Source organism: Aminobacter sp. HY435 (genome assembly GCF_027568395.1).
In the GTDB taxonomy this organism is placed as follows: Bacteria; Pseudomonadota; Alphaproteobacteria; order Rhizobiales; family Rhizobiaceae; genus Aminobacter.
The window spans coordinates 1-20,365 of record NZ_JANKZL010000001.1 but is presented as its reverse complement, the minus strand read 5'-3'; the positions used below and the strand labels follow the sequence as shown (position 1 = coordinate 20,365).

Below are 20,365 nucleotides of genomic sequence, written 5' to 3'. Positions count from 1 at the left end.
TTTGCATAATATCACCTCGAGCTATTCTGAATAACCGCGGCGGAGATCTTGCAGGATGGCGAAGCTCGTCTTTGGAATGAACCAGTCCCTGGATGGGTATGTCGACCACCAGGAATTTGCGCCTGGCCCGTTGCTCTTTCGTCACTGGATAGAGCACGTGCGCGATCTTGCAGGCAGCGTGTACGGTCGCCGCATGTACGAGATCATGCGCTATTGGGACGAAGAGCATCCTGAGTGGAGTGCGGAGCAACGCGAGTTCGCGACGGCCTGGCGGCGCCAGCCGAAATGGGTCGTGTCGCGCTCGTTGAAGTCAGTCGGCCCCAACGCCACGCTTGTCGGGGATGGCGTCGAGGCGGTGATACGTGACCTGAAGGCCCGGCTCATCGGGGACATTGCAGTTTCCGGGCCGGACCTGGCGCGAAGCCTTACGGACCTTGGCCTTGTCGATGAGTATCGACTGTACCTGCTCCCGATCGTGCTCGGTCGCGGCAAGCCGTTTTTCGCTGGCCCGCGACCACCGCTCCATCTTGTTTGCACCGATCAAGTTGACGAGGACGTGATCAGGTTGACGTACGTTCCGGCTTGATCGCGCGCCTCGCAGCCTGGCGCGGGCGGCAGCGGTCAATGCGGCGGGATCTGGAGGATGCCGTCCAGGCGATCAGACGGCCGAGCCGTAGAGGTCGTAAGCGTCTGCACGCTCGATCTTGACGGTGACGATGTCGCCGAGCCGCAGCGGGCGACGCGACTGGATATGCACCGAACCGTCGATCTCCGGCGCATCGTACTTGGTGCGGCCCTTGGCGGTCGTACCGTTCGCCTCGTCGATGATCACCGGCAGGCGCTTGCCAACCTTCTTAGCCTGCGCGGCTGCGGAAATCTTCTGCTGGCGCTGCATGAAACGATGCCAGCGGGCTTCCTTGATCTCTTCCGGCACCTGCTCCAGGCCGAGGTCATTGGAGCGCGCGCCCTTGACCGGCTCATACTTGAAGCACCCGGCGCGATCGATCTTGGCCTCGTCGATCCAGTCGAGCAGCATCTCGAAATCTTCTTCCGTCTCGCCGGGGAAGCCGACGATGAAGGTCGAGCGGATGGCGAGATCCGGGCAGACGTCGCGCCAGCCGCGGATGCGCTCGAGCGCCTTTTCGCCATGGGCCGGGCGGCGCATGTTCTTCAGCACCTGCGGCGAGGCGTGCTGGAAGGGGATGTCGAGATAGGGAAGGATCTTGCCTTCGGCCATCAGGGGGATGACGTCGGCGACATGCGGGTAGGGGTAGACATAGTGCATGCGCACCCAGATGCCGAGCTCGCCGAGTTCGCGCGACAGGTCGAGGAACTTGGCGCGGACCTCACGCTCCTTCCAGACGCTCGTGGCATACTTGATGTCGATGCCATAGGCGCTGGTGTCCTGCGAGATGACCAGCAGTTCCTTGACGCCTGCATTGGCGAGCTTCTCGGCTTCGCGCAACACATCGCCGGCCGGACGGGACACCAGATCGCCGCGCAGGTCGGGGATGATGCAGAAGGTGCAGCGGTTGTTGCAGCCTTCCGAAATCTTGAGATAGGCGTAGTGGCGCGGGGTGAGCTTGACGCCCTGCGGCGGCACCAGGTCGGTGAACGGGTCGTGCGCCGGAGGCGCAGCCTCATGCACAGCCGCCATGACGCTTTCATAGGCCTGCGGGCCGGTGATGGCGAAGACGTTGGGGTGCTTCTCGCGGATCAGCTCGGGCGTGGCGCCCATGCAGCCGGTGACGATGACCTTGCCGTTTTCCTTGAGCGCCGTGCCGATGGCATTCAGCGATTCATCGCGCGCGGAATCGAGAAAGCCGCAGGTGTTGACCACGACCAGATCGGCGCCGTCATGCTTGCGCGCGATTTCGTAGCCTTCCGAGCGCAGGCTGGTGATGATGCGTTCGGAATCGACCAGCGCTTTCGGGCATCCGAGGCTGACGAAGCTAACGCGGGGGGCTGCGGTCATGGGCGGTTTCCAATGGATGCGGGCCGCAACCCCTGAAGGCCGGCCCGGAAGACTCGAATTTTCTCGATCTGTCGGCTCTGAAAAGAGCTTAATTCGGGCGGCGCAATAGCACAGTTCCGCTGTCAAGCAAACCGCCGGCGATCCGCTCCGAAATGAATAGGGCCGGGGAGTACCCGGCCCTTGCCAAAATCCGCAGCCTAGTGGCCGCCGCCGGAATGCGCGCCGAACCAGGGCGAAAGGAAGCCGAACTGGTCTGGGAACTGCTGCACGGCGCCGTCGAGCAGCATCTTCACCGCGACATAGAGGATGATGATCAGTCCGATATAGGCGATCCAGCGGTACTTGTGGAGCAGGCGGGCGACGAAGGAAGCGGCAAAGCCCATCAGCGCGATCGACAACGCCAGACCGATGATCAGGACGGTCGGATGGTCCATCGCCGCGCCGGCAACCGCGAGCACGTTGTCCAGCGACATCGAAACGTCGGCGATGACGATCTGCCAGGCTGCCTGGGCGAAGGTCTTGCGCGGGCCCTTTCCGGCGATCTTGCCGTCCTTGTCGTAGTCCGCGTCGGACAGCGCCTCGGTGGCCTCATGTTCCTGTTCATGGCTGACGCTGAGCTCGCGCCACATTTTCCAGCACACCCAGAGCAGCAGCAGACCGCCGGCGATGAGAAGCATCGGGCCGATTGCCAGCAGCCACTGGGTAATCAGCGCGAAGCCGATACGCAGAACAGTCGCCGCCATGATGCCGACGAGGATCGCCTTCTTGCGCTGGTCAGCCGGGAGGCCGGCCGCTGCCAGACCGATGACGATTGCATTGTCGCCTGCCAGCACAAGGTCGATCGCGATGACTTGCAACAGGGCCGTAAAGCCTGCGGCGGTGAAAATTTCCATATGACGTGACCTTCTCCGAACCGGCGTCGGAAACGGGCTATAACGAGCGTGGGCGGCGCGTCAACCGACTAGCGCAGCGTTTGTCCAAATTTGAATGAAACATTGGAAATGCTGACGCGAAGCTGACGAGAACAGTCCGAATGCGCTCTTTTGCCGTCGACCGGTTCAGTCGCAGACGTATCTCACCCGGCCGTTGGAACCGGTCTGGTTGCGGCAAGCGAGCGGCGACACATTTCCCGACTGAGGCTGGCCGGCCATGCGGGGACGCGAGCTCCGCCGCGCCGATCCGGATCCCGCCTGCGGGTCGACGAAGCGGATTTCCTGGCTGGTTTGGGGATAGTTAGCAGACTGGGCACGTTCGACGGCAGCGCGTTTGGCTTCATCGTCCTGCCAGAAGCGGCGAGAGTCGAGCGGCTTGGGAATGATCACAGTTCCATCGGACGATCGGCTGCATCCACTGACGGACAGCAGCGAAAGACAGACAGGGAGCGCAAGGGCCAATCTGGAACCGGAATACATGTCAAATCCTATATCTCGCCCGGAGGTCCCGATAAAGTGGTCATTTTCAATCAGTTGAGATGGCAACAGTGAGGTGGCAAGCTGAGGCCTGGCTGGCGGGGGCACCCGCGATTGGTCGTGCCCAGGTGGATATCCGCGAGGTGGCGGCCCATTGCCGGCCCCCGCATGCAAGTTGCCCGCCCGCATCGCCAGTCGAAGCCCACATCTAAGGAAATCTTGACGCTTCCTGCGGCCAGCGCTGCAATGCCTCGCGCCCCGCCACAGTGAGATCGTAGACACCACGCTCAACCCGCGCGAACCAGCCGTAGACGTTGTCGAGCAGTATCTTTGGGGCGCGAGTGACCAACGGAACCAGGTCACGTGGGCGCTTCGGACCGTCAGCCAATGCGACCGCGCATCTCAGGGCGTCCTGACGGTATGCGGTCATGATCGGCGACCGCGTGCTACCGCCGGCTACAGGATCGCCTTGACGGCGGCGATGTTCGTCGACCAGCCTGGAGCGGCGTTTCGGGTCACGCCGCGGTGCTGGCGCCACTGGCGAGACCAAAAGCTCGACACGGCCGTCGTCGAATACGCCGAGCATGCCAAAGCCAAGACGCCGGCACAGGTTTCTAAACCGCTTGTCGCCCTCCCGACCTTTTCCGCGCGGGGACATGCGCGCGGCGAGCCATATTTCGTCGGCCGCAGCTGCTCTGTCGATGCCCTGCAATACGAGTTCAAGATTGAACTGCAGCTTGAGCTCGCAGATTACTGCAATCGGAGGTGAGCCGCTGCTCAAGGCCACGAGGTCGCAGCCGCCGATCTCGCCCTTCACCTCGAAGCCAAGGCTTTCCAGGTAGAGCTTGACTGGAGCGTAGAGCGAGGTCTCAAGCAATTTCCATTCCTCCTTTCGGAAGTGCCGTGTGCAGGGGGAGGGCTCGCGTACAAGAATCGCCGCCAACACAGCCTTGCCAAGGATATGCATGACATGGCAGCACCTTGGGAAGATGGTGGAGTCCACAGGAGCCACGGTTCGCGCTCCTGCCGCTGCAACCGTCAAGCGCCGCTCGTACGAACAGCAACAGCCCGGATCATTCGATGCCGCAAAGCTTCATGAGCGCCGCCATCCGCTCGGCAGCGAGGTCCGGCCTGTCGAGCACATTGGCCTGATCAGCCAGGCGGAAGACATCCGCATAGTGGACGGCACCGCGCGCCGACTGCATGCCTGCAGGCATGGTGAAGTGACGCTGGTGGCCGTTGAGCCAGGCGAGAAAGACGACGCCAGCCTTGTAGTACTGCGTTGGCGCCTCGAAGATCTTTCGCGACAGCGGCACCGTCGGCTCGATGGTGCCGCGGAAGGTGGCGAGGTCGCCTTTGGCCAAGGCAGCCAGTGCTTTGGATGCCTGTGGCGCTACCGCGTCGAAGATGCCGAGTAGGGCATGGCTATGATGCGTGCCGTCGCCCCCGATCAGGGCGGCGTAGTTGAAATCGTCGCCGGTGAAGCAGATGACGCCTTCGGGCAGGCGGCGGCGCAGCTCGATCTCACAGGCCTGGTCGAGCAGCGAGATCTTGATGCCTTCGACCTTGTCCCGGTGATCGGCGATGATCGACAGAACCGTCTCCAGCGTATCCTCGAAGCGCTCGCCGCCCCAATAGCCGCTGAGCTCGGCATCGAACATGTCGCCCAGCCAATGCAGCACCACCTTGTCCTTGGCCTGGCCGAGGATGCGGCCATAGACCTCCAGGTAATCGTCGGGGGATTTGGCGACATGGGCCAGCGCCCGGCTGGCCATCATGATGGCGCGGCCGCCATGCTTTTCGATGAAGCCGAGCTGTTCCTCGTAGGCCGCAATCACGTCGTCGAGCGATTTGGCATCCTGTTTGGACAATTGATCGGTGCCAGCGCCGCAGGCGAGGTCGGCGCCCGGAACCGTGCGCGCTTCGCCGAGCGAACGGCGGATCAGCTCCTGCGCGCCGGTCCAGTCGAGCCCCATGCTGCGCTGCGAGGTGTCCATCGCCTCGGCGATCCGGAAGCCGAGCGACCACAGATGATGGCGGAAAGCCAAGGTGGCATCCCAGTCGATCGCCGGGGAGTTCCAGGGCGTGGCGTCGACCCACGGATCGGAGACGACATGCGCAGCCGCATAGGCGATGCGGTTGAAAACGGGGGCGGCTTCAGGCCGCTCGGTGGGCGCGCCTACAAGGGCGTAGGTCTCGACGGTGCGGTCCGCCCGCGGAAGCTTCACTGCCCTGGCCATGGGTTCCTCCCCTGATCGGCTGCATCTCGTAATTTAGATCGTTCCAAACTTCAAGTTGGAATTTTGTGCCGTCACGCGACGGCACCGCTGGACTTGCCGGTGACGCATGGTGTCGAAGCGCTCAGGTATTGCGAGGTGTCGTAAATCGTTTGAAATGTCGAATTGTGTACAATTTAGGTATTCTGGCGACCGTGCACTCCTCGTGCACCCCATGTGAAATCGGAAGCGTTCAGCTTCTTCCTTGCTTGACAGTTTGGAACGTTCCAATTATTGGACTCCGAAAAGGGGGACATGGACGCTTCCCCGGGAGGATCGTTTTGAAGCAGCCGAAAGTGACAGTTGTCGATGTTGCGCGCGCCGCCGGCGTGTCGAAGTCGACCGTGTCGCTGGTGCTGCAGGGCAGTTCGCTGGTGAACGAGGCGACGCGGGCCAGGGTGGGTGCGGTCATTCGCGAACTCGGCTATGTCTACAACCGCGGTGCTGCCAATCTCCGGCAGTCGAAATCGAAGATCGTCGGCATTGTCGTCAACGACCTGACCAACAGCTTCTTTGCCGAGCTGGCCGTCGGCATGGACATGGTGGTGCAGTCGGCCGGCTACATCCAGTTCATGGCCAACACCTCCGAGAATGCCGACCGCCAGGGCGAGGTGATCGCCTCGATGCGCGAGCACGGCATGGCCGGGCTGATCCTGTCGCCGGCGCGCGGCACGACCGCCGCTGACCTCCGGCCGCTTGTCGACAGCGGCATCCCCGTGGTGCTGGTTGCCCGCAACGTGCCGGGGCTCAAGGTTTCTTCCGTCGTTTCGGACGGGCATGCCGGTGCTGCGGCTGCAGTGCGGCACCTGATCGAACTCGGGCATCGGCGCATCGCCTTCCTCGGCGGCTTCAATGACACTGCTGTCTTTGACGAGCGCAGGCGCGGTTTTCGCGACGCGCTGCTGGAAGCCGGGTTCGATGCATCGGATGAACTGGTGATCAGCTCTGCGCCCTCGCGCGCCGGCGGCGTGGCGGCCGTTGAGCGGCTGCTGTCGATGGCCGACCGACCGACGGCGGCGCTTTGCTTCAACGATGCCGTGGCTTTCGGCGCCTGCGACGGGCTGCGCAGCGCCCGCATCGAGCCGGGCGTCGACTTCGGCATCATCGGTTTCGACGACGTGATCGAGGCAAAGACGGCGGTGCCTGCGCTGACCACCGTTTCGGTCGACCCGCAGGGCATGGGCCGGCGGGCGGCACAGCTGCTGCTGAAGCAGATCAATGCCGGCGATTTCGACGCCGAGGCGCTGGTGGCTACGGTGCGGCTGGTGGTGCGCGAGAGCTGCGGCGCGCCGCAACGGGTCAAGGAGTTCATGGCATGACGCGCTGGGGTTTGATCGGAGCGAGCACCATCGCCAGGGAATGGGTCATCGGCGCCATCCGGGGGACCGGCGGCGTGGTGGTGTCGGTGATGAGTACCAATGCCGAGCGCGGCCGGGACTATGCCCAGGCGAATGGCATCGCGAAATCGGTGACCTCGCTTGAGGACGTCACCGGCGATCCTGAGATCGATGCCGTCTACATCTCGACCACCAACGAACTGCATGTCGAGCAGGCGATTGCTGCGGCAAAGGCTGGCAAGCATGTGCTGTGCGAAAAGCCGCTGGCGCTGACGCTTGATGACGCGTTGGCAATGGTACGGGCGGCTAAGGATGCCGGAGTCGTCCTGGCAACGAACCATCACCTGCGCAATGCGGCGAGCCACAGGGCGATGCGCGATGCGATCGCTGCCGGCCGCATCGGCAAGCCGCTGGCGGCACGGGTGTTCCACGCCGTCTACCTGCCGCCGCACCTGCAGGGCTGGCGGCTCGACAAGCCGCAGGCCGGCGGAGGGGTGATCCTCGACATCACGGTGCATGACGCCGACACGCTGCGCTTTGTGCTCAACGACGATCCGGTCGAGGCAATCGCCTTCAGCCAGACGGGTGGCATGGGGCAGGCGGGGCTGGAGGACGCCGTGATGGGAGTGCTGCGCTTCAAGTCAGGCGTGATCGCCCAGTTCCATGACGCATTCACGACCAAGTTCGCCGAGACCGGCTTCGAGGTGCATGGCACCGAGGGCTCGCTGATCGCACGCAATGTGATGACGCAGAAGCCTGTCGGATCGGTGGTGCTGCGCAATGCCGAGGGCGAACACGAGCTCAAGCTCGACCAAAGCAATCTCTACGAAGCGGGACTCCAGGCGTTCCATGACGCAGTCGCTGGCAAGGGCAAGCCCTCGGCGACGGGCGAGGACGGCGTGTGGTCGCTGGCGACAGGGCTTGCGGTGGTCGAGTCGGCTGTGACCGGCAAGGCGGTCGCCATCGAGGCGGGACTCTGACCATGGGCAAGCACATTACCCCTGATCAGGCTGCAGCGCTCATTCCCGATGGTGCCGTTGTTTCGGTGTCGTCGTCGAGCGGGCTCGGCTGTCCCGACCTGATGCTGAAGGCGATCGGCGAGCGCTTCGAGGCGACAGGGCATCCGCGCGGACTGACGACGCTGCATCCGATCGCTGCCGGCGACATGAGCGGCATCAAGGGCGTCGACCACATCGCCAAGAAGGGTTTGCTGAACAAGATCATCGGCGGCTCCTATCCGTCGGGGCCGTCGAGCGCCGAACCGCCGCTGATCTGGCAGATGATCGGCAACGAGGAGGTGGCGGCCTACAATGTGCCGTCGGGCATCATGTTTGACATGCACCGCGAAGCCGCCGCCAAGCGGCCGGGCGTGCTGACCAAGGTCGGGCTCGACACCTTCGTCGATCCGGAGCGCCAGGGCTGCGCCATGAATGCGCGCGCCGCAGCGGAGCCACTGGTCAGGAAGGTCAGCTTCGAGGGCGAGGACTGGCTGTTCTTCCCCGCGATCAAGCCGCAAGTCGCGATCATCCGGGCGACGACGGCGGACGAGCGCGGCAACCTGACCTATGAGCATGAGGGCGCCTATCTCGGCGGGCTCGACCAGGCGCTGGCCGCCCGCAACAATGGCGGCATCGTCATCGCCCAGGTCAAGCGCATCACCAAGGATGGATCGCTGCGCCCGCATGATGTGCGCGTGCCCGGCATGCTGGTCGACTACATCGTCGTCGACCCCGAGCAGAAGCAGACGACGCAGACGCTCTACGATCCGGCGATTTCGGGCGAGATCATGCGCCCGCTCGACAGTTTTCGCGTGCCCGAGTTCAACATCCAGAAGGTTATCGCGCGCCGCGTGGCGCAGGAGCTGGAAGCGGACAGCGCGGTCAATCTCGGCTTCGGCATCTCGGCCAACGTGCCGCGCATCCTGCTCGAAGAGGGGCTGCATGGCGAGGTCACCTGGGTGATCGAGCAAGGGGCTGTCGGCGGCGTGCCACTGCTCGACTTCGCCTTCGGTTGCGCCTCTAACGCCGACGCCTTCATGCCGTCGCCTTACCAGTTCACCTATTTCCAGGGCGCGGGCTTCGACGCCTCGCTGCTGTCGTTCCTCGAGATCGACAGGAGCGGCTCGGTCAACGTTTCCAAGCTCAGCTTCCGGCCGCATGTGACGGCGGGTGCGGGCGGCTTCGTCGACATCACGGCGCGGGCCAGGAAGATAGTTTTCTCGGGCATGTTCAACGCCGGCGCCAAACTCGGCATCGAGGCCGGCAAGCTGGTGGTGGAGAAGGAAGGCAAGCTCAAGAAGCTGGTCAACGAGGTCGAGCACGTCACCTTCTCGGGCCGTCGCGGCGTCGAGCAGGGCCAGGACATCACCTACGTCACCGAACGCTGCACAATGAAGCTGACGCCTCAAGGCATCGTGCTGACCGAGATCGCGCCTGGGGTCGAGTTGCAGGCGCATATCCTCGACCAGTCCGAGTTTCCGCTGATCGTTTCCGACAAGCTCAAGCAGATGGATGCCGCCCTGTTCGCCGATGCGCCTGTTGGCCTCAAGCTCCCGCGCAAGGCGGAGCGCAGGCTGGAGGCTGTCCATGGCTGATCAGCGCATCAAGGTCGAGTTCGACGGTCCTGTCGCGGTCATCACGGCCGCCCGGCCGGACAAGCTCAACGCCTTTGACATCGACATGCTGAAGGCACTGGCGGCGGCTTGTGACGAGGTCGAGGCGAATGGTGACATCCGCGTCGCCATCCTCACCGGCGAGGGCAAGGCGTTCTCGTCCGGCGGCGACATCAAGGCCTGGGGTGGCATGACGCCCAGCGAATTCGGTCATGCCTGGGTGCGTTTCGGCCACCGCGTGTTCGAGCGGCTGGCGACGCTCCGCGTGCCGCTGGTCGCTGCCGTTAACGGTCATGCGCTGGGCGGCGGGCTGGAGTTGGCGATTGCCGCCGACATCCGCATCGCCGAGCGCCACGTGAAGATCGGCCTGCCGGAAACCGGGCTCGGCATGGTGCCGGGCTGGTCCGGCACGCAGCGGCTGGTGCGCCGTGCGGGCGCGCAGGTGGTGCGGCGCATGGCGCTGGGCGGCGAGGTTTTTTTCGCCGACGAGGCGGCAGTGCTCGGGCTGGTAGACCATGTGGTCGAGACCGGTGAAGCGGTGGCTGCCGCGCGCGACTATGCGGTGCGTATCGCGGCACGCGGCCCGGCGGCAGTCGAGGTCGCAAAACTGATGATCGCCGCAGCGAACGGCGAAGACAATGGCACCGCCGTCGAGGCGCTGGGCTCGATTCTCGTGGCCAAGACCGGCGACCTCAAGGAGGGCCTCGCGGCCTTCAGCGAGAAACGCGCCGCCAAATTTGCAGGAGAATGGTGATGACGGTCCTGATGCGCCCCAAGCCGCTCGACGGCTTCAAGGTCCGCGAGTTCAAGATGCTGATCGACGGCAAGTGGACATCAGGCGCCGAAGGCAAGGCCATTGAGCGTTCCAGCCCCGGCCACGGCACCGTTGTTAGCCGCTACGAGGCTGCGACGGCAGTCGACGCGAACCGTGCCATCGCGTCCGCGCGGAAAGCTTTCGACGACGGCCACTGGCCGCGCATGACCGGCGCCGAGCGCTCGCGCATCCTGCTCAGGGCTGCCGACATCATCGACGAGCGTGCCGACGAACTGGCGTTCCTCGACTGCATCGAGTCAGGCAAGCCGATCTCGCAGGCCAAGGGCGAACTCGGTGGCGCCGCCGACATCTGGCGCTATGCGGCGGCCCTTGCGCGCGACCTGCATGGCGAGAGCTACAACACGCTGGGCGACGGCACGCTGGGCGTCGTGCTGCGCGAGGCGATCGGCGTGGTGTCGATCATCACGCCGTGGAACTTCCCGTTCCTGATCGTCAGCCAGAAGCTGCCCTTCGCGCTGGCCGCCGGCTGCACGGCCGTCGTCAAGCCGTCGGAGCTGACATCCGGCTCGACGCTGGTGCTGGGCGAGATTCTGCAAGCCGCCGGCGTGCCTGACGGCGTGGTCAACATCATCGTCGGCACCGGCCCGGAAGCAGGCGCCCCGCTGACCAGCCACCCAGATATCGACATGGTGTCGTTCACCGGATCGACCGGCATCGGGCGGCTGACCATGGCGAATGCCGCGCAGACGCTGAAGAAGGTGTCGCTGGAGCTTGGAGGCAAGAACCCGCAGGTCGTCTTCCCCGACGCCAATCTCGACGACTTCATCGATGCGGCGGTGTTCGGCGCCTACTTCAACGCCGGCGAATGCTGCAACGCCGGCTCGCGCCTGATCGTCCATCGCGACATTTTGGACGAGGTGACCAGCCGCGTCGCGGCACTGTCGGCCAAGGTCAAGGTCGGCGATCCGCTCGACCCCGAAACGCAGGTTGGTGCTATCATCACGCCGCAGCATCTTGCGAAGATCGTTAGTTACGTGAAAGGTGCGAGCGACAATGGCGCTGACGTCGCCATCGGCGGGTCTGCCGCCGATCTCGGCCTTGGCCAGTTCATGGAGCCGACGATCCTGTCGTCGGTCGCCCCCGACATGGCGGTGGCGAAAGAGGAGGTGTTCGGACCGGTGCTTTCGGTGCTTGCCTTCGAGACCACTGACGAGGCGATCCGCATCGCCAATTCGATCGACTATGGCCTGTCGGCCGGCGTGTGGAGCCGCGATTTCGACACCTGCCTGACTGTCGGTCGCCGTGTGCGCGCGGGCACCATCTGGATAAACACCTTCATGGACGGTGCGTCGGAACTGCCCTTCGGCGGCTACCGCCAGTCGGGCATCGGCCGCGAACTCGGCCGCCATGCGGTCGAGGACTACACCGAGACCAAGACGCTCAACATGCATATCGGACCGCGCACCGGACACTGGATGCCGAAGGAGGCGCGGACCTGAGGAGAAATTCCCCGAGGCGGGGCCAAGGGGAACTTATGTCACGCAATGATGCGTGAGGAACTTGCAACCCGGGAGGAACTGGAATGCGTAAGTTTTTGATGAGTACGGCAGCTGTGGCGGCACTGTTGGCCGCGCCGATGCCGATGGCGCATGCCGAGGAAAGTGTCGAAGTGCTGCACTGGTGGACGTCAGGCGGCGAGGCAGCCGCGCTCGACGTGCTGAAGAAGAACCTGGAAGCCCAGGGCGTGACCTGGAAGGACATGCCGGTCGCCGGCGGCGGCGGCGAAGCGGCGATGACCGCGCTGCGCGCCCGCGTCACCGCAGGCGATCCGCCCACCGCCGTGCAGGCGCTAGGCTTCGACATCACCGACTGGGCCAACCAGGGCGTCGTCGGCGATCTCGGCGAAGTGGCCGACAAGGAAGGCTGGGACAAGGTCGTTCCGGCAGCGCTGCAGAACTTCGCCAAGCATGACGGCAAGTGGATCGCCGCTCCTGTGAACGTGCACTCGACCAACTGGGTCTGGATCTCCAAGAAAGCGCTCGACGCCGCTGGCGGCAAGGCGCCGGAGAGCTGGGACGAGCTGGTCGCCGTGCTCGACAAGATGCAGGCCAACGGCATCACCCCGCTCGGCCATGGCGGCCAGGCCTGGCAGGATGCGACGATCTTCGACTCCGTCGTGCTGTCGCTTGGCACTGACTTCTACAAGCAGTCGATGATCGATCTCGATCCGGCGGCACTTGGCGGTGACAAGATGGTCGAAGCCTTCGACCGCATGGCCAAGCTCAAGAGCTATGTCGACAAGGACTTCTCCGGCCGCGACTGGAACCTTGCTTCGGCAATGGTCATCGAAGGCAAGGCCGGCATGCAGATGATGGGTGACTGGGCCAAGGGCGAATTCCTCAAGGCGGGCCAGAAGCCGGGCACCGACTTCGTCTGCATCCGCTTCCCCGGCACGCAGGGCGCGGTGACCTTCAACTCGGACATGTTCATGATGTTCAAGGTCGGCGACGACAAGAAGAAGGCGCAGCTGCAGATGGCCGCCGACATCGAGGATCCGGCCTTCCAGTCGTCGTTCAACGTGGTCAAGGGCTCGGTGCCGGCGCGGACCGACGTGCCTGACACCGCCTTCGACGATTGCGGCAAGAAGGGCATCAAGGACCTGGCGGAAGCCAGCTCCGGCGGCAAGCTGTTCGGCTCGATGGCCCATGGCTATGCCGCACCGGCCGCGGTGAAGAACGCGCTCTATGACGTCGTGACACGCCACTTCAACGGAGAGCTCGACTCCAAGGCCGCCGCCAAGGCGCTGGCCGAAGCGGTTGCCGCAGCAAAAGGCTGATACGTCGCTAAACTGCCCCTCACCCTTACCCTCTCCCCGTGAAAAACGGGGAGAGGGGGGCGTCAATGCCGGAGCTTTCTCCTTCTGCCCTTCTTTCACGGGGTCCGGCAGGGGATGAGGGGCGGCACCACCAGGGAATGATTGGAGATCGACGCATGGCCGAACTCACCACGACCGCACCTCGCGCGGTAACGAACCCGCGCGCGACGCTGCAGGACCTGCTGCCGAAGATCGTGTTGGCGCCGAGCTTCGCGTTGATCCTGATCTTCGTCTACGGCTTCATCGTCTTCACGGCCTTCCTGTCGTTCTCCGGTTCGAAGCTTTTGCCCGATTTCTCGACCTGGGTCGGCCTGAACAACTATGTCAGGCTGTTCAACCATCCCAACTGGATCACGGCGCTGAAGAACCTCGCGATCTTTTCGGTGCTGTACATCGTCATATGCAGCTTCATCGGGCTGGCGCTGGCGATCTTCCTCGACCAGAAAATCCGCGGCGAGGGCGTGCTGCGCCCGATCTACCTCTACCCGATGGCGCTGTCCTTCATCGTCACCGGCGTCGCCTGGAAATGGTTTCTCGATCCCGGCATCGGCCTTGAGCACGTGATGCAGTCGTGGGGCTGGGAGAGCTTCTCGTTCCGCTGGATCAAGGAAGGCCAGATGGCGATCTACACCATCGTCATTGCCGCGGTCTGGCAGTCGTCGGGCTTCGTCATGGCGATGTTCCTCGCCGGCCTGCGCGGCGTCGACAACGAGATCATCAAGGCGGCCCAGATCGACGGCGCCTCGACCCTGACCATCTATCGCCGGATCATCATTCCGCTGATGCGGCCGGTGTTCCTCTCCGCCTTCGTGGTGCTCGCCCACCTCGCCATCAAGTCCTACGACCTTGTCGTGGCGATGACCGACGGCGGCCCCGGCACCGCGACCTGGACGCCAGCTTTGTTCATGCAGAAATTCACCTTCGGCCGCAACGAAATGGGCATGGGTGCCGCGTCTGCGATCATCATGATGATGATGATCTTCGCGATCATCGTGCCCTATCTGTACTCCGAGCTCGGGGGGAAGAAGAAATGAGCGCCGCTTCCCAGGACGTCGCAACCCGCAACGGCATTTTCGCCCGCGCGCTCATCTATGCCGTGCTCATCCTGTTTGCAGTCTATTACCTGCTGCCGCTCTACGTCATGGTGGTGAACTCGCTGAAGCCGCTGGACGAGATCCGCCAGGGCAACATGCTGGCGCTGCCGCAGCAATGGACCATCGCGCCTTGGCTTTCGGCCTGGTCGACGGCGCAGATCGGTGTTTCGCCGACCGGGCTGAAGCCCTATTTCCTGAACTCGGTGATGATGGTCGTGCCGGCGGTGGCGCTGTCGACCATCCTCGGCGCGCTCAACGGCTATGTGCTGACCAAATGGCGCTTCAAGGGTGACAACATCGTCTTCGGCCTGATGCTGCTGGCCTGCTTCATACCGTTCCAGATCGTGCTGATCCCGTCGGCCCGCATCCTCGGCCTGACCGGCCTTGCCGGCACCATCACCGGGCTGGTGCTGATCCACGCTATCTACGGCCTCGGCTTCACCACGCTGTTCTTCCGCAACTACTATGAAGCATTCCCGACCGAGCTGATCCGTGCGGCACAAATCGACGGCGCCGGCTTCTTCCAGATATTCCGGCGCATCCTGTTGCCGTCGTCGGGACCGATCATCGTCGTCACCGTCATCTGGCAGTTCACCAACATCTGGAACGACTTCCTGTTCGGCTCGTCCTTTTCAGGCTTCAACTCCATCCCGCTCACCGTGGCGCTGAACAATTTGGTGAACTCGTCGACCGGTGTGAAGGAATACAACGTCCATTTCGCCGGTGCGATCCTGGCCGCGCTTCCCACCCTCATCGTCTACATCGTCTCCGGACGCTACTTCGTGCGCGGCCTGATGGCCGGCGCGGTCAAGGGGTAAGCCCATGTCGTTTCTCAAGATCAGCAATCTCTACAAGAACTACGGCCAGGTAGAGATCCTCAAGGACATCAACATCGAGATCGACAAGGGTGGTTTCCTGGTGCTCGTCGGCCCGTCGGGCTGCGGTAAGTCGACGCTGCTCAACACAATCGCCGGGCTCGAGCCGATCACCTCGGGCGACATCGCCATCAATGGCAATTCCGTGGCCGGGCTGCACCCGTCCAAGCGCGACATCGCTATGGTGTTCCAGTCCTACGCGCTCTATCCGAACATGACGGTTGCCGGGAACATCGCGTTTGGCATGGAAATCCGCGGCGTGCCCAAGGACGAACGCGACAAGGCGATCAAGCAGGTGGCCGATATCCTGCAGATCGGGCACCTGCTCGACCGCAAGCCGAGCCAGCTCTCCGGCGGCCAGCGCCAGCGTGTCGCCATGGGGCGGGCTCTGGTGCGCAATCCGCAGGTGTTCCTGTTCGACGAGCCGCTGTCAAACCTCGACGCCAAGCTGCGCGTCGACATGCGCACCGAAATCAAGCGCCTGCACCAGCGCATGAAGACGACGATCGTCTACGTTACCCACGACCAGATCGAGGCGATGACGCTGGCGACCAAGATCGCCGTGCTGAAGGATGGGGTGCTGCAGCAGTTCGGCACGCCGGCTGAAATCTACAACAGCCCGGCCAACATGTTCGTTGCCGACTTCATGGGCTCGCCGGCGATGAACCTGCTCAACTGCCGCCTCGAAGGCGGGGCAGGCGGGCTCAGCGTCGTGCTCGACCGGCCCGGCGACCAGCCGCTGGCGCTGCCGATCAAGCTGGCCAACGGGGCGCTTGGCGCCTATTCGGGCAAGGACATCATCTTCGGCGTCCGCCCCGAGGCGCTGACCGACCCTGACGGCGCCGACCGCAACGCCAAGTCGATCGCCGAAGGCGAATGCCTGATCGAGGTGGTCGAGCCTGCGGGCTCCGACACCTTCGCGGTCACCAAGCTCGGTGGCAAGGAGGTGGTGGCGCGGCTGCGTGCCGATGCGGCCATCCATGCCGGCCAGAAGACCAAGCTCGCCTTCAATCTTGACAAGGCGGTGTTCTTCGACCCCAAGAGCCAGCTGCGCATCGCCTGACATGTCCGGACAGCCTGATATCGTCATCATCGGCTCGGGTGTCGGCGGCGCGACCGTCGCTGCCGGCCTCGCTGCAACCGGTGCCGAAATCCTGATCCTGGAGACCGGCGGTCACATCGAGGACCGGCCGGAAAACCGTGATCAACGCGCCATCTTCCAGCGCGGCCACTTCCGTCCCGACGAAACCTGGTACGAAGCCGATGGCACCGGCTTCATCCCCGGTAATTACTACAATGTCGGCGGCAATTCGAAGTTCTACGGCGCCGTGCTGACGCGCTATCGCCGCGAGGATTTCGCCGAGATGCAGCATCTCGACGGCGTGTCGCCGGCATGGCCGTTTGCCTATGAGGAACTGGAGCCGTGGTACGGCCTCGCCGAAGAGCTCTACCAGGTGCGTGGCGCGCTCGACGAAGACCCGACCGAACCGGTGCATTCGAAGCCTTATGGCTTGAGGCCGGTTGCCGACGAGCCGGCGATTTCGAAGGTGCGGGCGCGTCTCAAGGCCAAGGGGGTGCATCCCTTCTCGCTGCCGCTGGGGGTCGACATCGAGCGCTGGCTCGCCAAGGGCAAGACGCCGTGGGACGCGCACCCCAACAGCTTCGACGGCAAGATGGACGCCGAGACGGCGGCGCTGGCTGCTGCACTCAAGCACGACAACGTCAAGCTGCAGACCGGCTCGCGGGTGACCCGGCTGGAGAGCGGCCCGGCCGGCCGGATCGTCGCGGTTCACTATCTCCGCAACGGCGAGGCCGTGGTGCTGAGGCCGAAGCTGGTGATCCTGTCGGCGGGCGCGGTGCAGTCGGCGGTGCTTCTGCTGCGCTCGGCCAATGATGCCAATCCGACCGGGTTGGCCAATCGCTCCGACCAGGTCGGCCGCAACTTCATGAACCACAACTCGACGGCGGTGATTGCCATAAGCCCATGGTTCCGCAACGATTCGGTCTACCAGAAGACTTTTGGTTTCAACGATTTCTATCTCAGCGATGGAGAGGGCGGGCCACCGCTGGGCAATGTGCAACTGCTCGGTCGCATCTCGGGAACGATCCTGAAAGGTTCGATGCCGGCGGTGCCGGAATGGCTGCTGAACCGGGTGACCGCGCATTCGATCGATTTCTACGCGATGAGCGAAGACCTGCCGTCGCAGGAAAGCCGCGTCATGGTCGATGGCGAGCGCATCGTGCTGAAATGGGTGCGCAGCAACTGGGAGGCGCATGAACGGCTGGTTGCCAAGCTCAAGCACGTGTTGCGCAGCGCAGGCTTTCCGGTCGTTGTGTCACGTGCCTTCGACAAGCGCACGCCGTCGCACCAATGCGGCACGGTGCGGATGGGCAACGACCCTGCGCAGGCGCCGCTCGACGTCTTTTGCCGGGCCTTCGACCATCCCAATTTGTTTGTCGTCGACGCGAGCTTCCTGCCGGCATCGGCTGCGGTCAATCCGGCGCTGACCATCGCGGCCCAGGCGCTGCGGGTGGCCGACCATATCGCGCAAAGGGATATGGCGGCATGAGCGCCCAGGCGAAACCCGTGGCGCTGGTGACCGGCGCCCGCCGCGGCATTGGCCTTGCCGTGGCAAGGGCATTGGCCGTGGCAGGCTTCGACCTCGCCATCACCGACCGGGAAGAGGACAAGACTGCGACGGAGACCGTATCCGGCCTCGAAAAGCATGGCGCAAAGGTACTGTTCGTCGCCTCCGACCTTGCCGAGATCGAGGGACACGCGGCGACGGTGGCGACGATCGTCGACCACTTCGGGCGGCTCGACTGCCTGGTCAACAATGCCGGCATCGCGTCCAGGGTGCGAGGCGATTTCCTCGAGCTTTCGTCCGAGAACTACGACGCCATCATGGCGGTCAATTTGCGCGGCACGGTGTTCTTCACGCAGGCTGTGCTGCGCGCCATGCTGGCCATGCCGCATCCAGGCCAGCGGCGATCGATCATCAACATCACCTCGATCTCGGCCGAGATGACCTCGCCCGAACGGCTCGACTACTGCATGTCGAAGGCCGGGCTCGCCGCCTTCACGCAAGGGCTGACGCTGCGGCTCGCCGGCACCGGCATCGACGTGTTCGAGATCCGGCCCGGGATCATCCGCTCCGACATGACGGCCAAGGTTTCGGAAAAATACGACCGGCTGATCGCCGACGGGCTTGTGCCGGTCAAGCGCTGGGGCGAGCCCGACGATGTCGGCCGCATCGCGGCAGCACTTGCCAGCGGCGGCTTCGGTTTCGCTACGGGCACCATCATCAAGGCCGACGGCGCATTGTCCGTCGCGCGTCTCTGAGAGTTTTCGGGATGACCTACGACTACATCATCACCGGTGCCGGTCCGGCCGGCTGCGTCCTCGCCAATCGGCTGAGCGAAGACGCGGACGTGCGCGTACTTTTGCTCGAAGCGGGTGGCGGCGACTGGAACCCGCTGTTCCACATGCCGGCGGGCTTCGCCAAGATGACCAAGGGGGTGGCCAGCTGGGGCTGGGAAACCGTGCCGCAGAAGCACATGAAGAACCGCGTTTTGCGCTACACCCAGGCCAAGGTGATCGGCGGCGGCTCCAGCATCAACGCCCAGCTCTACACGCGCGGCAACGCCGCCGACTACGATTTGTGGGCGAGCGAGGACGGCTGCACCGACTGGGATTACCGCTCTGTGTTGCCCTATTTCAAGCGCTCGGAAGACAACCAGCGTTTTGCCGATGACTATCATGGCTATGGCGGGCCCTTGGGCGTGTCGATGCCGTCGGCTGCGCTGCCGATCTGCGACGCCTATATCCGTGCCGGCCAGGAGCTTGGCATTCCCTACAACCACGACTTCAACGGCAAGCAGCAGGCCGGCGTCGGTTTCTATCAGCTGACCCAGCGCAACAAACGCCGCTCTTCGGCCTCGATGGCCTATCTCAGCCCGATCAAGGACCGGCGCAATCTGACCGTCCGTTTGGGCGCGCGGGTGACGCGCATCGTGGTCGAGAAGGGCAGGGTGGTCGGTGTCGAGATCGCCAGCGGCAACAGCACCGAGATCATCCGCGCTGAACGCGAAGTGCTGGTGGCCTCGGGCGCCATCGGCTCGCCGAAACTTCTGCTGCAGTCAGGCATCGGCCCGGCCGATCACCTGAAAAGCGTTGGCGTTCCTGTCGTCCACGACCTCAAGGGCGTCGGCGAGAACATGCAGGATCACCTCGACCTGTTCGTCATTTCCGAATGCACCGGCGATCACACCTACGACAATGTCACCAAGCTGTACCGGACGCTGTGGGCCGGGCTGCAATATGTGCTGTTCCGCACCGGGCCGGTGACGTCGAGCCTCTTTGAGACAGGCGGGTTCTGGTATGCCGACCCCGACGCGCGCTCGCCCGACATCCAGTTCCATCTCGGGCTCGGCTCGGGCATCGAGGCCGGCGTGGCCCGGCTCAAGAATGCGGGCGTGACGCTGAACTCGGCCTATCTGCACCCGCGCTCGCGCGGCACCGTGCGCCTTGCCTCGAACGACCCGGCGGCGGCCCCGCTGATCGACCCGAACTACTGGGCAGATCCGCACGACCGCAAGATGTCGATCGAAGGTCTCAGGATCGCGCGCGAGATCATGCAGCAGGCGGCACTCAAGCCCTTCGTGCTGGCCGAGCGCCTGCCGGGGCCGGGCAAGGTATCGGAAGAGGCGTTGTTCGATTATGGCTGCGCCAACGCCAAGACCGACCACCACCCGGTCGGCACCTGCAAGATGGGCACCGACGACATGGCCGTTGTCGACCTCAAACTCAAGGTGCGTGGCATCGAGGGCCTGCGCGTCTGCGACAGCTCGGTGATGCCGCGCGTGCCGTCGTGCAACACCAACGGCCCGACGATCATGATGGGCGAAAAGGGCGCCGACATCATCCGCAACCGCGAGCCGCTGCCGCCTGCGATCTTCGCCGACGAGCGCAACGACGCGCGGCCATGAGCACGCGACGAGGTTCGCTAGGTGTGAGCTTTCAGGAGGTTGTCCATTCGGACCGGACCGAGGAGACTGGAGTTACCAAGCTACAGCACTCTCCGGAGGGTCCGAATGAACATCCACAAGAATGCCCGCCTCACGCCGCTGCGTCGAGA

Annotated in this window: 18 protein-coding genes; 13 read left to right on the top strand and 5 right to left on the bottom strand. The window is 64.1% G+C overall.

The window, feature by feature from the left end; genetic code table 11:
• Positions 1-55 precede the first annotated feature (55 nt).
• Positions 56-586 (top strand): dihydrofolate reductase family protein, encoded by a 531-nt coding sequence (locus PCJ21_RS00090; RefSeq protein ID WP_269929346.1) that lies wholly within the window; start codon positions 56-58, stop codon positions 584-586.
• A 72-nt stretch (positions 587-658) separates the two neighbouring features.
• On the opposite strand, the gene rimO is transcribed toward PCJ21_RS00090, so the two are convergent.
• From rimO to PCJ21_RS00065, 5 genes are all read right to left on the bottom strand, one after another.
• Positions 659-1,975 carry a 30S ribosomal protein S12 methylthiotransferase RimO gene (gene rimO / locus PCJ21_RS00085; RefSeq protein WP_269929345.1) on the bottom strand — a complete coding sequence of 439 codons (1,317 nt, stop codon included), beginning with the start codon at positions 1,973-1,975 and terminating at the stop codon, positions 659-661.
• Positions 1,976-2,172: 197 nt separating this feature from the next.
• A complete protein-coding gene (locus PCJ21_RS00080) occupies positions 2,173-2,868 on the bottom strand; it encodes a TerC family protein (RefSeq protein ID WP_269929344.1) in 696 nt (231 codons plus the stop codon).
• A gap of 165 nt (positions 2,869-3,033) precedes the next feature.
• Entirely contained in the window at positions 3,034-3,387 is a 354-nt protein-coding gene (locus PCJ21_RS00075; RefSeq protein ID WP_269929343.1) for a hypothetical protein, read from the bottom strand.
• 205 nt (positions 3,388-3,592) lie between these two features.
• Complete coding sequence (locus PCJ21_RS00070; RefSeq protein ID WP_269929801.1) at positions 3,593-4,261, bottom strand: DUF2161 domain-containing phosphodiesterase; 669 nt, start codon at positions 4,259-4,261, stop codon at positions 3,593-3,595.
• Positions 4,262-4,457: 196 nt separating this feature from the next.
• On the bottom strand, positions 4,458-5,624 hold the full coding sequence (locus tag PCJ21_RS00065) for a dihydrodipicolinate synthase family protein (protein WP_269929342.1): 1,167 nt from the start codon (positions 5,622-5,624) through the stop codon (positions 4,458-4,460).
• 317 nt (positions 5,625-5,941) lie between these two features.
• Between PCJ21_RS00065 and PCJ21_RS00060 the strand changes: the two genes are divergently transcribed.
• The 12 genes from PCJ21_RS00060 to PCJ21_RS00005 all read left to right on the top strand — a co-directional run bounded on the left by PCJ21_RS00060 (position 5,942) and on the right by PCJ21_RS00005 (position 20,216).
• A complete protein-coding gene (locus PCJ21_RS00060) occupies positions 5,942-6,979 on the top strand; it encodes a LacI family DNA-binding transcriptional regulator (protein ID WP_269929341.1) in 1,038 nt (345 codons plus the stop codon).
• Entirely contained in the window at positions 6,976-7,977 is a 1,002-nt protein-coding gene (locus tag PCJ21_RS00055; RefSeq protein ID WP_269929340.1) for a Gfo/Idh/MocA family protein, read from the top strand. Before PCJ21_RS00060 ends, PCJ21_RS00055 begins: the two co-directional genes overlap by 4 nt.
• Before the next feature lie 2 nt (positions 7,978-7,979).
• Positions 7,980-9,590, top strand: a complete 1,611-nt coding sequence (locus PCJ21_RS00050) for an acyl CoA:acetate/3-ketoacid CoA transferase (RefSeq protein ID WP_269929339.1) — start codon at positions 7,980-7,982, stop codon at positions 9,588-9,590.
• Positions 9,583-10,362, top strand: a complete 780-nt coding sequence (locus PCJ21_RS00045) for an enoyl-CoA hydratase/isomerase family protein (protein WP_269929338.1) — start codon at positions 9,583-9,585, stop codon at positions 10,360-10,362. The genes PCJ21_RS00050 and PCJ21_RS00045 overlap by 8 nt, the downstream gene beginning before the upstream one ends.
• A complete protein-coding gene (locus PCJ21_RS00040) occupies positions 10,362-11,882 on the top strand; it encodes an aldehyde dehydrogenase family protein (protein ID WP_269929337.1) in 1,521 nt (506 codons plus the stop codon). The genes PCJ21_RS00045 and PCJ21_RS00040 overlap by 1 nt, the downstream gene beginning before the upstream one ends.
• Before the next feature lie 83 nt (positions 11,883-11,965).
• The gene (locus PCJ21_RS00035) at positions 11,966-13,219 is read left to right on the top strand and encodes an ABC transporter substrate-binding protein (protein WP_269929336.1); all 1,254 of its coding nucleotides are present in this window, start codon (positions 11,966-11,968) and stop codon (positions 13,217-13,219) included.
• 155 nt (positions 13,220-13,374) lie between these two features.
• Positions 13,375-14,292, top strand: a complete 918-nt coding sequence (locus tag PCJ21_RS00030) for a carbohydrate ABC transporter permease (RefSeq protein ID WP_269929335.1) — start codon at positions 13,375-13,377, stop codon at positions 14,290-14,292.
• Positions 14,289-15,170 (top strand): carbohydrate ABC transporter permease, encoded by an 882-nt coding sequence (locus tag PCJ21_RS00025; protein WP_269929334.1) that lies wholly within the window; start codon positions 14,289-14,291, stop codon positions 15,168-15,170. The genes PCJ21_RS00030 and PCJ21_RS00025 overlap by 4 nt, the downstream gene beginning before the upstream one ends.
• A gap of 4 nt (positions 15,171-15,174) precedes the next feature.
• Positions 15,175-16,290: an ABC transporter ATP-binding protein gene (locus PCJ21_RS00020; protein WP_269929333.1), complete on the top strand. Its 1,116-nt coding sequence runs from the start codon at positions 15,175-15,177 to the stop codon at positions 16,288-16,290.
• Between the two features lies 1 nt (position 16,291).
• A complete protein-coding gene (locus tag PCJ21_RS00015; protein ID WP_269929332.1) occupies positions 16,292-17,797 on the top strand; it encodes a GMC oxidoreductase in 1,506 nt (501 codons plus the stop codon).
• Positions 17,794-18,570, top strand: coding sequence for a 3-ketoacyl-ACP reductase (locus tag PCJ21_RS00010; RefSeq protein ID WP_269929331.1), 777 nt, complete (start codon positions 17,794-17,796; stop codon positions 18,568-18,570). The genes PCJ21_RS00015 and PCJ21_RS00010 overlap by 4 nt, the downstream gene beginning before the upstream one ends.
• A gap of 11 nt (positions 18,571-18,581) precedes the next feature.
• Positions 18,582-20,216 carry a GMC family oxidoreductase gene (locus PCJ21_RS00005; RefSeq protein WP_269929330.1) on the top strand — a complete coding sequence of 545 codons (1,635 nt, stop codon included), beginning with the start codon at positions 18,582-18,584 and terminating at the stop codon, positions 20,214-20,216.
• Positions 20,217-20,365: the final 149 nt, after the last annotated feature.

What these genes read in the sequence shown, in the direction of transcription:
- PCJ21_RS00080 (WP_269929344.1), bottom strand. Translation starts at nt 2,868, where the DNA reads ATGGAAATTTTCACCGCCGCAGGCTTTACGGCCCTGTTGCAAGTCATC.
- PCJ21_RS00040 (WP_269929337.1), top strand. Translation starts at nt 10,362, where the DNA reads ATGACGGTCCTGATGCGCCCCAAGCCGCTCGACGGCTTCAAGGTCCGC.
- PCJ21_RS00050 (WP_269929339.1), top strand. Translation starts at nt 7,980, where the DNA reads ATGGGCAAGCACATTACCCCTGATCAGGCTGCAGCGCTCATTCCCGAT.
- PCJ21_RS00065 (WP_269929342.1), bottom strand. Translation starts at nt 5,624, where the DNA reads ATGGCCAGGGCAGTGAAGCTTCCGCGGGCGGACCGCACCGTCGAGACC.
- PCJ21_RS00010 (WP_269929331.1), top strand. Translation starts at nt 17,794, where the DNA reads ATGAGCGCCCAGGCGAAACCCGTGGCGCTGGTGACCGGCGCCCGCCGC.
- PCJ21_RS00075 (WP_269929343.1), bottom strand. Translation starts at nt 3,387, where the DNA reads ATGTATTCCGGTTCCAGATTGGCCCTTGCGCTCCCTGTCTGTCTTTCG.
- rimO (WP_269929345.1), bottom strand. Translation starts at nt 1,975, where the DNA reads ATGACCGCAGCCCCCCGCGTTAGCTTCGTCAGCCTCGGATGCCCGAAA.
- PCJ21_RS00020 (WP_269929333.1), top strand. Translation starts at nt 15,175, where the DNA reads ATGTCGTTTCTCAAGATCAGCAATCTCTACAAGAACTACGGCCAGGTA.
- PCJ21_RS00055 (WP_269929340.1), top strand. Translation starts at nt 6,976, where the DNA reads ATGACGCGCTGGGGTTTGATCGGAGCGAGCACCATCGCCAGGGAATGG.
- PCJ21_RS00015 (WP_269929332.1), top strand. Translation starts at nt 16,292, where the DNA reads ATGTCCGGACAGCCTGATATCGTCATCATCGGCTCGGGTGTCGGCGGC.
- PCJ21_RS00030 (WP_269929335.1), top strand. Translation starts at nt 13,375, where the DNA reads ATGGCCGAACTCACCACGACCGCACCTCGCGCGGTAACGAACCCGCGC.
- PCJ21_RS00005 (WP_269929330.1), top strand. Translation starts at nt 18,582, where the DNA reads ATGACCTACGACTACATCATCACCGGTGCCGGTCCGGCCGGCTGCGTC.
- PCJ21_RS00025 (WP_269929334.1), top strand. Translation starts at nt 14,289, where the DNA reads ATGAGCGCCGCTTCCCAGGACGTCGCAACCCGCAACGGCATTTTCGCC.
- PCJ21_RS00090 (WP_269929346.1), top strand. Translation starts at nt 56, where the DNA reads ATGGCGAAGCTCGTCTTTGGAATGAACCAGTCCCTGGATGGGTATGTC.
- PCJ21_RS00045 (WP_269929338.1), top strand. Translation starts at nt 9,583, where the DNA reads ATGGCTGATCAGCGCATCAAGGTCGAGTTCGACGGTCCTGTCGCGGTC.
- PCJ21_RS00035 (WP_269929336.1), top strand. Translation starts at nt 11,966, where the DNA reads ATGCGTAAGTTTTTGATGAGTACGGCAGCTGTGGCGGCACTGTTGGCC.